Below are 13,739 nucleotides of genomic sequence, written 5' to 3'. Positions count from 1 at the left end.
TCATCCCATTCGGTGGTGAACCCCTGGGCCTGGGCCGGACACTCCGGTACCCAGTTCCCTGTCATGGCAGGGTTGGCGCTAGTCTTTGCGGAAAGTTCGGTTTCGCGAAATGAAGGTTTCGCATATCGCTAGAACGTGCGGTTATGAGCGCGCCGGGCCAGCCGGCGCGGGCAAGTGCGCCAAGTCGTGGACGTCTAGAAGCCCAAATCGGACAGCGATGGATGGTCGTCGGGGCGACGGCCCGCGGGCCAGTGATACCGGCGCTCGGATGTTGCGATGGGGGCGTCGTTGATGCTGGCGATGCGCCGGCTCATCAGCCCGGATGCATCGAATTCCCAGTTCTCATTGCCATAGCTGCGGAACCACTGGCCGCTGTCGTCATGCCACTCGTAGGCGAAGCGCACGGCGATCCGGGCATCGCGGAAAGCCCACAGTTCCTTGATCAGGCGATAGTCCAGCTCGCGCTGCCATTTCAGCGTGAGGAATGCCTCGATCGCTTCACGTCCCTGCAGGAACTGGGCGCGATTGCGCCAATGGCTGTCGGCGGTATAGGCCTGGGCGACCAGCGCGGGATTGCGCGTGTTCCAGGCGTCTTCCGCCAGTCGCACTTTTTGCGTGGCGGTTTCCAGCGTGAAGGGTGGCAGTGGCGGGCGTGGCATGGCGCGATCTCTCAGCATCCGCCCCCAAGGGCGCGCGAGCGCAGCTTAGCCTTCATCCCATGCAGAGGAAGTGAGGGTGCGGCTTGCGCCTCGCTTTGCCCGCACCCTCACTCGGTGGCCTGATGCGATCAGGCCACCGCCTCTTCGTGCGCTTCGGACACCACCGGCAGGCGGATCAGGTAGTCGAAGGCGCTGAGCGAGGCCTTGGAACCTTCGCCCATGGCAATCACGATCTGCTTGTACGGCACGGTGGTGACGTCGCCGGCTGCGAACACGCCGGGAATCGAGGTCTCGCCGCGCACATCCACTTCGATCTCGCCACGCGGCGACAGCTTCAGCGTGCCCTTGAGCCAGTCGGTGTTCGGCAGCAGGCCGATCTGCACGAACACGCCTTCCAGCGGCACCTGGCGGCTTTCGCCGCTGCTGCGGTCGGTGTAGTGCAACCCAGTCACCTTCTGGCCGTCGCCGGCCACTTCGGTGGTCTGCGCACTGACGATCACCTCGACGTTCGGCAGGCTGCGCAGCTTGCGCTGCAGTACTTCGTCGGCGCGCAGCTTGCCGTCGAATTCGAGCAGGGTGACGTGGCCCACGATGCCGGCCAGATCAATGGCCGCTTCCACGCCGGAGTTGCCGCCGCCGATCACCGCCACGCGCTTGCCCTTGAACAGCGGGCCATCGCAGTGCGGACAGTAGGTCACGCCCTTGTTGCGGTATTCCTGTTCGCCCGGCACGTTCATGTTGCGCCAGCGGGCGCCGGTGGAAAGGATCACCGTTTTCGCCTTGAGCGATGCACCGTTGGCCAGGCGTACCTCGTGCAGGCCGCCTTCGCGATCGGCGGGGATCAGCTGCTCGGCGCGCTGCAGGTTCATCACGTCCACGTCGTATTCGTGCACGTGCTGCTCCAGCGCCGCGGCCAGCTTCGGGCCCTCGGTGTACGGCACCGAGATGAAGTTCTCGATGGCCATGGTGTCGAGCACCTGGCCGCCGAAACGCTCGGCCGCCACGCCGGTGCGGATGCCCTTGCGGGCGGCATAGATGGCGGCCGCGGCGCCCGCCGGGCCACCACCCACCACCAACACGTCGAATGGCGCCTTGCCGCGGATCTGCTCGGCGGCACGCCCGGCGGCGTTGTTGTCCAGGCGCGCGGCGATCTGCTCGATGGTCATGCGGCCGGTGTCGAACAGCTCGCCGTTGAGGAATACGGTGGGCACCGACATGATCTGGCGCGCGTTCACTTCGTCCTGGAACAGCGCGCCGTCGATCGCCACGTGCTTGATGTTGGGATTGAGCACGCTCATCAGGTTCAGCGCCTGCACGGTGTCCGGGCAGCTGTGGCAGGAGAGCGACATGAAGGTCTCGAAGCGGAAGTCGCCATCGAGGCTGCGCACCTGCTCGATCACTTCCTGCGTGACCTTGGGCGGGTGGCCGCCCACCTGCAGCAGGGCCAGCACCAGCGAGGTGAACTCGTGGCCCATGGGGATGCCGGCGAAGCGCACGCCGATGTCCGTGCCCAGGCGGTTGATCGCGAAGGAGGGCTTGCGCGCATCCTGGCCGTCGAGGTTCAGCGAAATCTTGTCGGACAGCGCAACGATGTCTTGCAGCAGGCTCTTTAGCTCCTGCGACTTCTCGCCCTGGTCGAGGGACGCCACCAGTTCGATCGGGTGGACGACCTTTTCGAGGTAGGCCTGCAACTGGGTTTTCAGATCGGCATCCAACATGAGCGGCTCCATCAGTTTCTTCGGGGTGAGCGTCACCGGCGCGCAGCCAGGCCGCACGGGGATGACCCTCGGGATTCGGGGAGCGGACCCGGCGGCGCGCCGGGTCCGGGGCGGCTCGATGCAGCGAGCCGCGGCGTTGCTTGGACAGCGAGCGGGCGGGTCGTCACCGGGATGACGACCCGGGCCACGCTTAGATCTTGCCGACCAGGTGCAGCGACGGCTTCAGGGTCTGGTCGCCTTCCTTCCACTTGGCCGGGCACACTTCACCCGGGTGGGAGGCAACGTACTGGGCGGCCTTGACCTTGCGCAGCAGTTCCGACGCGTCGCGGCCGATGCCGTTGTCGTGGATTTCGCACAGCTTGATCTGGCCTTCCGGGTTGATCAGGAAGGTGCCGCGCAGGGCCAGGCCTTCTTCCTCGATCATCACGTCGAAGTTGCGGGTGATGGCGCCGGTCGGGTCGCCGATCATGGTGTAGTTCACCTTCTTGATCGCGTCCGAGGTGTCGTGCCACGCCTTGTGGGCGAAATGGGTGTCGGTCGAGACCGAGTAGATCTCCACGCCCAGCTTCTGGAATTCGGCGTAATGGTCAGCCAGGTCTTCCAGTTCGGTCGGGCACACGAAGGTGAAGTCGGCGGGGTAGAACACCACCACGGACCACTTGCCCTTCAGCGTGGCGTCGGTCACTTCGACAAACTGGCCTTCCTTGAAGGCCTGCGCCTTGAACGGCTTGATTTGGGTATTGATCAGCGACATCGATAGGTTTCCGTCTGTTGTGGTTGGTGGAGAGCAAAGAGTAAAGCTTCCATCGCGATAGGGCCAATTGATTGTTAGCATGAACATCATTGGCTTTGACTATCAATAGGTGGCCAGCGGCGCCCGGGGCCGGCCTTCCTGAAGCGTAAACCGCCCACACGACCATTGCTTGACGGCGGTCACCGTGGAGCGGCAAACTCGTGCCGCCGACGGTATCCATCTCTTTATCTCGATAAAGGGATGGATTTAAAAGGGAAGCCGGTGCGGCCCTCTGGGCCTATTCCGGCGCTGCCCCGCAGCGGTGTGTGGAAACGACCTTCGTCATCAGCACTGGCCCGAACGGCCGGGAAGCGGCGAACAGTAGGCGAGGTGCCAGTGGCATCTCATGTCCACGAGCCCGAAGACCTGCCCCGGCCAGGGCGATCCATGCCCTGCCTGACCTGGCGCTTCCGCGGGGAAGCGGCTGGAACTCGCGTCGCGCATCGGCCGTGACGCGCGGCTCCGTGCGCGTCCCCGTGGCAGTTCCGGTTCGCCCGCGGGGGCGAAGGTCGCTGGCGTGGCGGCAGGTGGCAGGCATGCCCCGGCCGTGCGCGGTTCCTTCGTTCCTCATTCATCACGAATCGAGGAATTGCATTCATGACTACCGTTACCAACCTGGGCTTCCCCCGCATGGGGGCCAAGCGCGAACTCAAGCAGGCCCTGGAAGCCTTCTGGCGTGGCGAGGTTTCGCCACAGCAACTGCAGGACACCGCGCGGCACCTGCGTGAGCGTCACTGGCGCCTGCAGCGCGAGGCCGGCGCCGAGGTGGTGCCGTGCAACGACTTCTCGCTGTACGACCATGTGCTCGACACCGCTTTCCTGTTCGACGCCATTCCGGATCGCTATCGCGTCCTGGCCGATGCCGACGCGCTGGCCGGTTATTTCGCGCTTGCGCGCGGCACCCAGCGCGATGGCTTCGACCTGCAGGCGCTGGAGATGACCAAGTGGTTCGACACCAACTATCACTACCTCGTGCCGGAGCTGACGCAGGGGCAGGTGTTCCGCCTGCGTGGCGACAAGCCGGTCGCGGAATTCCTTGAAGCGAAGGCGCTGGGGTTGCAGGCCCGGCCGGTACTGCTGGGGCCGGTGAGCTTCCTGCTGCTGTCCAAGACCGTGGATGGCAGCGATCGGCTCGCGCTGCTCGATCGCCTGCTTCCCGTCTATGTCGAGCTGCTCGGCAAGCTGAAGCAGGCCGGCGCCGAGTGGGTGCAGATCGACGAACCGTGCCTGGTGCTCGACCAGGATGGCGATGACCACGATGCCTATCGCAAGGCCTATGCCGCCTTCGCCGCCGCCGGGCGGCCCAGGCTGTTGCTCACCACGTACTTCGGTGCGACGGGTGACAACCTGGCCCTGGTGAACACGCTTCCCGTCGATGGTTTGCACATCGACCTGGTGCGTGCGCCCGGCCAGCTCGACGCCGTGCTCGACGCGCTGCCGCCCGAGCGGGTGCTGTCGCTGGGCCTGGTGGACGGGCGCAATATCTGGCGCACCGATCTCGACCGCGCCATGGCCCTGGCGCGCCGCGTGCAGGACCGCATCGGCAACCGGCGCATGCAACTGGCGCCATCCTGTTCATTGCTGCACGTGCCCGTCGATGCTGCGCTGGAAACGGCATTGCCGTCGGATCTGCGCAGCTGGCTGGCGTTTGCGCGGCAGAAGCTGGAAGAGCTGCGCCTATTGTCCCACGCGTTGAAGGGATTGATGCCGGCCTATACCGAACTGGACCGGGCACGCGAAGTCATCGAGGCGCGGCGTGCCTCGGGCAAGGTGCATCGCGCCGAGGTCGCCGCACGTGTCGCGGCCATCGACGGCAGCGCGGTGCGGCGCCACTCCGGGTACCCGGCACGACAGCGGGCGCAGCAGGCGCGCTTGAAGCTGCCTTTGTTTCCCACCACCACCATCGGCTCGTTCCCGCAGACCCGCGACGTGCGCGAGGCGCGTGCGCGCCACAAGTCGGGCAAGCTTCCCGTCGAGGGCTACGACGCCTTCATCGCCGCCGAAACCGAACGCTGCGTGCGCTTCCAGGAAGCGCTGGGCATCGATGTGCTGGTGCACGGCGAATTCGAGCGCAACGACATGGTGGAGTACTTCGGCGAGCAGCTCGACGGCTTCGCCTTCACCCGGCACGGCTGGGTGCAAAGCTACGGCTCGCGTTGCGTCAAGCCGCCCATCATCTATGGCGATGTCCAGCGCCCGGCGCCGATGACGGTGCGCTGGTCGCAGTACGCCCAGTCGCTTACCGAGCGTCCCATGAAGGGCATGCTGACCGGGCCGGTGACGGTGTTGCAGTGGTCGTTCGTCCGCGATGACCAGCCGCGCTCGGTGACGTGCCGCCAGATCGCCTTGGCCTTGCGCGACGAAGTGCTGGATCTGGAGGCCGCCGGTATCGGCGTGATCCAGATCGACGAGCCGGCGCTGCGCGAGGGCTTGCCGCTGCGGCGCCAGGACTGGCGCGCCTATCTCGACTGGGCGGTGGAGTGCTTCCGCATCACCTCCGCGGGCGTGGCGGACGATACCCAGATCCACACCCATATGTGCTATTCGGAATTCAACGACATCATCGATGCGGTGGTGGCGATGGACGCCGACGTGATCTCCATCGAAACCTCGCGCTCGCGCATGGAACTGCTCGATGCGTTCGTAAAGTTCCATTACCCGAACCAGATCGGCCCGGGCGTCTACGATATCCATTCGCCGCGCGTGCCTGACGTCGGCGAAATGGTGGCGTTGCTGCGCAAGGCGAGGGCAGTGCTCAAGCCCGAGCAGCTGTGGGTGAATCCGGATTGCGGCTTGAAGACGCGCGGCTGGCCGGAGACGCACGCGGCCTTGCAGGCGATGGTGGAGGCCGCACGCATCCTGCGCTACGAGGCGACTGTCACCGCATGATGCGTGGCGTGACGCGCGCCGGCCGTCGGTGGAGCGATGGCTGGCGCGCGACATGTCCGCTCGGACGCGCACCGCGCCGCAGGTTTTCGGCGGCACGGCTATGGACTTCGCAAAAACAAATGAGATACATTCGCATTTAGTTGACGGCCGGGGAGGTATGCGGCCGCCATCATCTCCACATCGGCCGCCAGCTCGGGCATGCAGTAACGCCCCCCTTTGCCAGCCAGCCGCGTGATCCCACGCTTGGCAAAGGAATGGTTTCCCATGTTGCGCATGTTGCGATTGACCCCGTTGGCCGCCGTGATCGGCGCGCTGCTGACCCTGCCTGTCCTGGCCGCCGAAGCGGCCGCCCCGCTTGCCGCCGATAACGCGACCGACCTGCCGCGCGTGCAGGTCACCGCCCTGGTGCCCACCGTACAGCTGAACACGCCCGGCACCGTGTCGGTGATCGATCGGGTGCAGATGGATCGTCATCTGGTGCTCAATATCCGCGACCTGGTGCAGTACGAGCCGGGCGTGTCGGTGATCGGCACCGCCGGCCGCTTCGGGCTGGACAGCTTCAATATCCGCGGCCTGTCCGGCAACCGTACGCGCATCGAGATCGATGGCGTGTCGATGCCCGCCTCGTTCGGCGCCGATGTCGCCGGCGGCAGTTTCCGCGCGGGGCGCAATTTCATCGACCTGGACGACATCAAGCAGGTGGAGATCCAGCGCGGCCCGGCCTCGGTGCTGTATCCCTCCGACGCGCTGGGCGGCGTGGTGAGCCTGACCACCAAGGATCCCACGGACTACCTGCGCGACGGCCGCGACCGCTACGTGTCGTTCAAGCAGCAATACGACGGCAGCGATCGCAGCCTTTCATCCACCGCCACCATGGCCGGCGGCGATGCGCGCAACGGCGTGCTGTTCGTGTTCAATCATCGCGAAGGGCATGAAACCGGCAACGAAGGCGATGTCGGCGGCACCGGCGCCACGCGCACGCGGCCCGACCCGCTCACCTATGGGCTGGACAGCTTCCTCGGCAAGTACGTGCATACCGCCGACAGCGGCCGCGTCGATCGCGTGACGGTGGACGGTTCGCAGACGCGCACGCGCACCGACTCGCTTTCCAATCTCTCGCCCAGCGTCCATTACTACGAGTCGCAGGACGAGGACATGCGCGTGCGGGCCAGCGTGGGCCAGTGGTTCCCGCAGCTCAACGGCGTGCTGGCCGATACGCTGGACTGGAACGCGTACTGGCAGAAGAGCCGCACGCGCACCAACACGCAGACCGAAACCGCCACGGTGGCGCGCTTTTTCGAAAGCCTGCCGCTGCAGGAGAAGGTCGCCGGCGGCAAGCTGGTCGCGGTGAAGCAGCTGGGCGAGGGCAGCGACGTCACCCAGGCCATCAGCTACGGCGTGGAGCTGTCGCGCACCGATGCGCAGTCCTATGCCGGCGGCTATGGCATCAGCAAGCGTACGGGCGCCACCGGCAGCAACAAGGCGTTCCTGCCCGGCAACTACCCGTTGCACCTGATTCCCGACAGCACCACCGACCGCTATTCGGCCTTCGGCCAGGACGAGATCGGCCTGCTGGATGGACGTCTCGCCATCACGCCCGGCGTGCGCGTGGATCGCTACGAGTACAAACCGCAGCAGGACGCGCTCTATGCCGCCTACAACCCGGGCTATGTGCGCGAGAACTACGAGAAGACCCACGCCTCGCCCAAGCTCGGCGTGCTGTGGCATTTCAACCAGACCCTGAGCGCGTACATCGATTACACGCAGGGTTTCCGGCCGCCGCTGTACAGCGAGATTGCCGGCGCCTGGAACGAGCAGCCGATCCCCGGTTTCAACATCGCCTTCCTGCCCAACGACAAGCTGAAGGCGGAAACCAGTCGCGGCATCGAGCTGGGCCTGCGCGGCAAGGGCGACGCGGGTTGGTTCAATGTGGCCACCTACTACAACCGTTATCGCGATTTCATCTGGTCGGGTTATGCGCTGAGTCCCTCGCAGGTGCCCAGTTGGGTGCAGGTGATGCCGGGCATGAACCTGTTCTACCAGGCGGTGAATGCGCCCAAGGCCTATATCAAGGGCGCCGAAGCCAGCGGTGCGCTGCGGCTGGGGCGTTTCAGCGACGCGCTGGATGGTTGGTCGTTGAAGGGCAGTGCGGCGGTGACCACCGGGCGGCTGATCCAGCCGGGCGATAGCGGCTACAGCCCGCTCAACACGGTGGACCCGGCCAAGCTGGTGCTCGGCGTGGGCTACGACGCCACGAACTGGGGCGCCGAGTTGATCGGTACCGCCGTGCGTCGGCACACCCAGTTGAGCGATCCCACCGCATTCCGCCCGGCCGGCTACGGCACGCTGGATCTCTACGCGCACTACACGCCCATCGACAACCTCGAACTGTATGCGGGGGTGAGCAACCTCACCGATCGCAAGTACTGGGACTGGGGCAACTTGAACGGTGGCGCGCTGGGCAACCTGGTCACTGGCAATGGCCTCAACGATGCCGGCACCGGCGGCATTCCCGCCGATCGCCTCACCATGCCCGGCCGCACCTTCAGTGTCGCCGCCAAGATCGCCTTCTGAAGGGAGCGCCCTCATGTTGAACGACAACCCGACCGTATCCGCACCTGCCCAGTCCTTGCCCGAATTGCTGGAAGCCTGGCGACGCCTGCGCGAGGACGAGCCCGCCTTGCGCGCGCGTGACCTGGCCGAGCGGCTTGGCGTAAGCGAAGGCGAACTGGTGGCCAGCCGCTGCGGCGATGGCGTGACCCGGCTCGACGGCCCCTGGCCCGCGCTGATCCAGGCGCTGCCCGAGCTGGGACATGTCATGGTGCTCACGCGCAACGACAGTTGCGTGCACGAAAAGAAAGGCAGCTTCGCGCACATCGAGATCGCTGGCGCGATGGGCCTGGTGCTCAACGATGCGATCGACCTGCGCCTGTTCCTCAAGCATTGGGTGTTCGGCTTTGCGGTGCGCGAGGAATCGCGCGGGCGCTGGCTGCAGAGCCTGCAGTTCTTCGACGGTGACGGTTGCGCCGTGCACAAGGTCTATCTCACCGAGCGCAGCCACCACGATGCCTGGTCGGGGCTGGTGGGGCGCTTCGCTGCGGCGGTGCAGTCGCCGCTGCTGGCCATCCAGGCGGTGGCCGATCCATTGCCGTTGCAGCTGGGCGACGAGGCCGTGGATGTGGCCGCGCTGCGCGATCGATGGCGCCATCTGCGCGACCCCCACGATTTCTTCGCCATGCTGAAAAAACACCAGGTCACCCGCACGCAGGCTTTGCGTCTGGCGGGCCGCGAGTTCGCTCGACCGGTGCCGAACAGCGCCATGCGCACGGTGCTGGAATCGGCGGCGCAGAGCGGCTTGCCGATCATGGTCTTCGTGGGTTCGGCGGGCGTGGTGCAGATCCACACCGGCCCGGTCCGGCACATCAAGGTGATGGGGCCGTGGCTCAACGTGCTCGACGAGGATTTCAACCTGCATCTGCGCGAGGACCACGTCGCCACCAGCTGGGTCGTGCGCAAGCCATCGCCCGAGGGTCATGTCACCTCGCTGGAGCTGTATGACGCGGGCGGACGACAGATCGCCCAGGTGTTCGGCAAGCGCAAGCCCGGCATCCCCGAACTGGAGGCCTGGCGCGCGCTCGCCGATGGCCTGCCGGATGCGGAGGTGCATCATGCATAGGCCGGCACGACGTTGGCTGGCCGGCGCGATGGTCGCGCTGGCTTCCATCAGTGTTGCCGCGGAGGCGCCGCCACCGCGCGTGGTGGCGCTCGGTGGCGACATCACCGAAATCGTCTATGCGCTGGATGCGCAACAGGACCTGGTCGGCGTGGACAGCACCAGCCTGTGGCCGGCGGCGGCCCGGCAACTGCCGGATGTCGGCTATGTGCGCCAGCTCGCGGCCGAAGGCGTGCTGGCCTTGCGGCCGCAGTTGATCCTGGCCACCCGCGATGCGGGGCCGCCGTCGGTGATCGCGCAACTGCGCGCGGCCGGCGTGCGCGTCGAAACCATGCCCACCACGCATACGCCGGCCGCGGTGGTGGCCAAGGTGCGGCAGGTCGGCCAGCTGTTGGGTCGCGAGACGGCCGCGAATGCGCTGGCGCGCCATCTCGACGATGACTACGCGGCCCTGGCCAAGACGGTGGCGGCGATGCCGCGTCATCCGCGCGTGGTGTTCCTGCTGTCGGCCGGTTCCGGCAGCCCCATGGCGGCCGGGCGGGATACCGCCGCCGACAGCGCCATCGCCTTGGCGGGTGGTGCGAATGCGGCGGCGGACTTCAGCGGCTACAAGGCGGTGTCGCCCGAATCGCTGGCGGCGTTGGCGCCGGAGGTGATCGTGCTGATGCGCGAGCGTTCCGAGGCACTCGGTGGCGTCGATGGCGTGCTCAAGTTGCCCGGCGTGGCGCTGACCCCGGCGGGACGTGCGCGGCGCATCGAGTTTGTCGACGGCCAGGCCTTGCTCGGTTTTGGCCCGCGCAACGCCGAGCACGAGCGCGAGTTGCAGCGCACGCTGGCCGCCGCGCAGCCATGAGCAGCGTGGCGTTGCCGCAACCTCGCGTGATGGCCGGTCGCTCCCTGGCCCTGGGCGGTTTGACCCTGTTGCTGCTGGCGATGGCCGTTATCGGCATGGCCAGCGGCGCCATGCACCTGGGTGCGGGGGACGTAGTAGGTGCCTTGCTGCGCTGGCTGGCGGGCCGGCCAGCGCAAGGCGATGACGCGGTGGTGTTGATGTTGCGCCTGCCGCGCGTGCTGATGGCCACCCTGGTGGGCGCGTCGCTCGCCTGCAGTGGCGCCACCATGCAGGGGCTGTTTCGCAACCCGCTGGTGGAGCCGGGGCTGGTGGGCGTTTCGGCGGGCGCGGCGCTGGGGGCAATCGGCATGATCGTGCTCGGCAGCGGCCTGTTGGCCAGCGTGCCCGGAATATGGGGTTCGTTCGGCATTGCCGGGGCGTCGTTTGCGGGCGGCTTGCTGGCCACTTTGCTGGTGTACCTGTGCGGTCATCGGCGCCCCGGCGTGGCCACCTTGCTGCTGGCCGGCGTCGCCATCAATGCGGTCGCCATGGCGGGCGTGGGCCTGCTCACCTGCGTGGCCAACGAGCACCAGCTGCGTGACCTCAGCTTCTGGACGCTGGGCAGCCTCGGTGGCAGCGACTGGACCCGGCTCGCCGCCGTCGCCCCGTTGATGCTGGCGCCGCTATTGCTGTTGCCGCGTCACGCGCGGGCGTTGAATGCGCTGCTGCTCGGTGAGCGCGAAGCGGCGCTGCTGGGCTTTGATCCCATCCGGCTGCGACGACAACTGATTGCGCTGGTGGCGCTGGCGACCAGCGCCGCGGTGGCGATGTGCGGCGTGATCGGTTTCGTCGGCCTGCTGGTGCCGCATGTGCTGCGCATGATCTGGGGCCCCGACCATCGACTGTTGCTGCCGGCATCCGCCTTGGCGGGTGCCTCGCTGTTGATCGGCGCCGACGCCGTGGCGCGCGTGGTGGTGGCGCCCACCGAACTGCCGATCGGCATCATCACCGCCTTGCTCGGCGGCCCGTTCTTCCTGTGGCTGCTGTTGCGGCTGCGACTTGCGGAGGTGTCACCATGAATCTGGCCTTGGATTGGCTGTCGCCGCCGAGCGCCCACGCGTTTGCGCTCGAAGCGCGGGACGTGCACCTCAGCTATGGCGGCAGGCGTGTGTTGCAGGCGGTGAACCTGGCCGCCCGCCCGGGACGCCTGCTGGCCTTGATCGGCCCCAACGGCGCCGGCAAGAGCAGCCTGCTCAGCGTGATGGCGGGCCTGTGCCGCCCTTCGCTGGGCGAGGTGAGGCTGGATGGCAAGCCGCTGGCCGACTGGCCCGCGCACGAGCTGGCACGCCGGCGCGCGATGCTGTCGCAAAAGGTCCGGTTGGGCTTTGCGTTCCGCGTGGAAGAAGTGGTGATGCTGGGGCGAAGCCCGCACGGCGGGACGCCACGGGACCCGGATCGGCGCATCGTGGAGGCCGCCCTGCATGCGGCCCACGTCCATCACCTGGCTGGCCGCAATTACCTGGAGTTGTCGGGCGGCGAGCAGCAGCGCGTGCAACTGGCCCGCGTGCTGGCGCAGGTGTGGGAATGCGGCCCCGGGCCGGGCTGGCTGTTGCTGGACGAACCGGAGGCCGGCCTGGATGTCGCTCATCAGCACGAGATGTTGCGTCACGCGAAGGGCATGGCCGGGCAGGGTTATGGGGTCATCGTGGTGCTGCACGACCTGAATCTCGCCGCCCGCTATGCCGATGACGTGGCCTTGCTCGCACAGGGGCGCCTGGTTTGTCATGGCCAGCCCACCCATGCACTCGATACCAGCGTGCTCTCGCGCGTCTACGGCATGGCGCTGTGCCGCACGGCGACGGTGGATGGCCGCTGGCTGATCCATCCGGGTTGAATGCGCAACGCCTCGGGCGTTGTTAAGGGCGCGGGCTGTCACCATAATCCCGGGCGAAGCCACCCGCCGGCAGGCCCATGACCGAATTGATCAGCGTCGCTGAAGCCCAAGCCCGGATTGCCGCGCACATGCCGTCATTCGGCAGTGAAACGGTACCGCTGGCCGAGGCCGCTGGCCGCATCCTCCGCCAACCCCTGCATGCCGAGCACGATCATCCGCCGTTCGATCGCGTGATGATGGACGGCATTGCCGTGCGCTGGCAGGCGCCGCTACCGCGTGCGTTTGCGCTGGCCGGCACCCAGCTGGCGGGCATGGCGGTGCAGTCGCTGCAACCCGGCGATGTCTGCCTGGAAGTCACCACCGGCGCCATGGTTCCGCTGGGCTGCGATTGCGTGATCCCGGTGGAGCAGACCCGGCGCGACGGCAACCGCTACCTGCTCGCGGACGACTACCAGCCCCTGCAAGGCCAGTTCATCCATGCCCGTGGTTCGGATTGCGTGGCCGGTGCGCTGCTGCTCGAATCCGGCACCCGCATCGGCGCGCCGGAAATGGCGTTGCTGGCGGCCAATGGCGTGGCGCGGGTGACGGTGGGCGCCATGCCTTCCATCGCCATCGTTTCCACCGGCGATGAGCTGGTGGCGGTGGATGCGCCGCTGGGCGAGGGGCAGATTCGCCGCTCCAACGACGTTGCCATGGCGGCCGCGCTGCGCCTGCACGGTTTCGACCGGGTGGTGTTGAAGCATGTCGCCGACGATGCGGCGATGACGCGGGACATGCTGGCCGATCTGCTGGAAAGCCACGACGTATTGATCCTTTCCGGCGGCGTCTCGATGGGGCAGCGCGACTACGTGCCCGCCGCGCTGGATGCGCTGGGGGTGCAGCGGGTGTTCCATCGCATCGCCCAGAAGCCCGGCAAGCCCATGTGGTTCGGCGTGGGGGCGCGGCGGCAGGCGGTGTTTGCGCTGCCGGGCAACCCGGTATCGGCCCTGGTTTGCGCCGTCCGTTATGTCCGGCCGGCGCTGCTGGCGTCGATGGGCAAGGCCGTCGAACCAGGGGAAGTCGTCTGCCTGGATGCCCCTGCCGACACCCATCCCACGCTGACCTGTTTCGTGCCCGTCCATGTTCAGACCGACCCCTCGGGCCGCCTGCTGGCCCATCCGGTGCCGTCGCGTACCTCGGGCGATTTCTCGTCCCTGCCGTGCACGCACGGGGTGGTGGAGCTGTCGCCCGATGCCAGCCAGGCGCACGCCGGTACCGTGGCATCGTTGTATCGTTGGTGAC

The 13,739-nt window shown here is 67.1% G+C and carries 10 protein-coding genes and 1 riboswitch; of the genes, 7 read left to right on the top strand and 3 right to left on the bottom strand.

The window, feature by feature from the left end; genetic code table 11:
- Nucleotides 1-194: 194 nt before the first annotated feature.
- From MJ606_RS07560 to ahpC, 3 genes are all read right to left on the bottom strand, one after another.
- Nucleotides 195-659, bottom strand: a complete 465-nt coding sequence (locus MJ606_RS07560; protein WP_243048876.1) for a nuclear transport factor 2 family protein — start codon at nucleotides 657-659, stop codon at nucleotides 195-197.
- 128 nt (nucleotides 660-787) lie between these two features.
- Nucleotides 788-2,377, bottom strand: a complete 1,590-nt coding sequence (gene ahpF / locus MJ606_RS07555; RefSeq protein ID WP_243048875.1) for an alkyl hydroperoxide reductase subunit F — start codon at nucleotides 2,375-2,377, stop codon at nucleotides 788-790.
- A gap of 190 nt (nucleotides 2,378-2,567) precedes the next feature.
- The gene (gene ahpC / locus MJ606_RS07550) at nucleotides 2,568-3,131 is read right to left on the bottom strand and encodes an alkyl hydroperoxide reductase subunit C (protein WP_243048874.1); all 564 of its coding nucleotides are present in this window, start codon (nucleotides 3,129-3,131) and stop codon (nucleotides 2,568-2,570) included.
- A 193-nt stretch (nucleotides 3,132-3,324) separates the two neighbouring features.
- Nucleotides 3,325-3,559: riboswitch (cobalamin riboswitch) on the top strand.
- 208 nt (nucleotides 3,560-3,767) lie between these two features.
- Here ahpC and metE point away from each other — a divergent pair.
- The 7 genes from metE to MJ606_RS07515 all read left to right on the top strand — a co-directional run bounded on the left by metE (nucleotide 3,768) and on the right by MJ606_RS07515 (nucleotide 13,738).
- Nucleotides 3,768-6,059 carry a 5-methyltetrahydropteroyltriglutamate--homocysteine S-methyltransferase gene (gene metE, locus MJ606_RS07545; protein WP_243048873.1) on the top strand — a complete coding sequence of 764 codons (2,292 nt, stop codon included), beginning with the start codon at nucleotides 3,768-3,770 and terminating at the stop codon, nucleotides 6,057-6,059.
- Nucleotides 6,060-6,323: 264 nt separating this feature from the next.
- Nucleotides 6,324-8,633: a TonB-dependent hemoglobin/transferrin/lactoferrin family receptor gene (locus MJ606_RS07540; RefSeq protein ID WP_243048872.1), complete on the top strand. Its 2,310-nt coding sequence runs from the start codon at nucleotides 6,324-6,326 to the stop codon at nucleotides 8,631-8,633.
- A 13-nt stretch (nucleotides 8,634-8,646) separates the two neighbouring features.
- Nucleotides 8,647-9,735: a ChuX/HutX family heme-like substrate-binding protein gene (locus MJ606_RS07535; RefSeq protein WP_243048871.1), complete on the top strand. Its 1,089-nt coding sequence runs from the start codon at nucleotides 8,647-8,649 to the stop codon at nucleotides 9,733-9,735.
- Nucleotides 9,728-10,585, top strand: coding sequence for an ABC transporter substrate-binding protein (locus tag MJ606_RS07530; RefSeq protein ID WP_243048870.1), 858 nt, complete (start codon nucleotides 9,728-9,730; stop codon nucleotides 10,583-10,585). Before MJ606_RS07535 ends, MJ606_RS07530 begins: the two co-directional genes overlap by 8 nt.
- The gene (locus MJ606_RS07525) at nucleotides 10,582-11,643 is read left to right on the top strand and encodes an iron ABC transporter permease (RefSeq protein WP_243048869.1); all 1,062 of its coding nucleotides are present in this window, start codon (nucleotides 10,582-10,584) and stop codon (nucleotides 11,641-11,643) included. The genes MJ606_RS07530 and MJ606_RS07525 overlap by 4 nt, the downstream gene beginning before the upstream one ends.
- Complete coding sequence (locus tag MJ606_RS07520) at nucleotides 11,640-12,458, top strand: heme ABC transporter ATP-binding protein (RefSeq protein ID WP_243048868.1); 819 nt, start codon at nucleotides 11,640-11,642, stop codon at nucleotides 12,456-12,458. Before MJ606_RS07525 ends, MJ606_RS07520 begins: the two co-directional genes overlap by 4 nt.
- A 77-nt stretch (nucleotides 12,459-12,535) precedes the next feature.
- On the top strand, nucleotides 12,536-13,738 hold the full coding sequence (locus MJ606_RS07515) for a molybdopterin molybdotransferase MoeA (RefSeq protein ID WP_243048867.1): 1,203 nt from the start codon (nucleotides 12,536-12,538) through the stop codon (nucleotides 13,736-13,738).
- Nucleotide 13,739 lies beyond the last annotated feature (1 nt).

It is taken from the genome of Dyella sp. RRB7, assembly GCF_022761115.1.
GTDB lineage: Bacteria > Pseudomonadota > Gammaproteobacteria > Xanthomonadales > Rhodanobacteraceae > Dyella.
Note: the sequence above shows the minus strand (reverse complement) of the source record. Positions and strands in the feature narration are given on the sequence as shown.

Coding starts and splice junctions, on each gene's coding strand:
- MJ606_RS07560 (WP_243048876.1), bottom strand. CDS start 659: ATGCCACGCCCGCCACTGCCACCCTTCACGCTGGAAACCGCCACGCAA.
- ahpF (WP_243048875.1), bottom strand. CDS start 2,377: ATGTTGGATGCCGATCTGAAAACCCAGTTGCAGGCCTACCTCGAAAAG.
- ahpC (WP_243048874.1), bottom strand. CDS start 3,131: ATGTCGCTGATCAATACCCAAATCAAGCCGTTCAAGGCGCAGGCCTTC.
- metE (WP_243048873.1), top strand. CDS start 3,768: ATGACTACCGTTACCAACCTGGGCTTCCCCCGCATGGGGGCCAAGCGC.
- MJ606_RS07540 (WP_243048872.1), top strand. CDS start 6,324: ATGTTGCGCATGTTGCGATTGACCCCGTTGGCCGCCGTGATCGGCGCG.
- MJ606_RS07535 (WP_243048871.1), top strand. CDS start 8,647: ATGTTGAACGACAACCCGACCGTATCCGCACCTGCCCAGTCCTTGCCC.
- MJ606_RS07530 (WP_243048870.1), top strand. CDS start 9,728: ATGCATAGGCCGGCACGACGTTGGCTGGCCGGCGCGATGGTCGCGCTG.
- MJ606_RS07525 (WP_243048869.1), top strand. CDS start 10,582: ATGAGCAGCGTGGCGTTGCCGCAACCTCGCGTGATGGCCGGTCGCTCC.
- MJ606_RS07520 (WP_243048868.1), top strand. CDS start 11,640: ATGAATCTGGCCTTGGATTGGCTGTCGCCGCCGAGCGCCCACGCGTTT.
- MJ606_RS07515 (WP_243048867.1), top strand. CDS start 12,536: ATGACCGAATTGATCAGCGTCGCTGAAGCCCAAGCCCGGATTGCCGCG.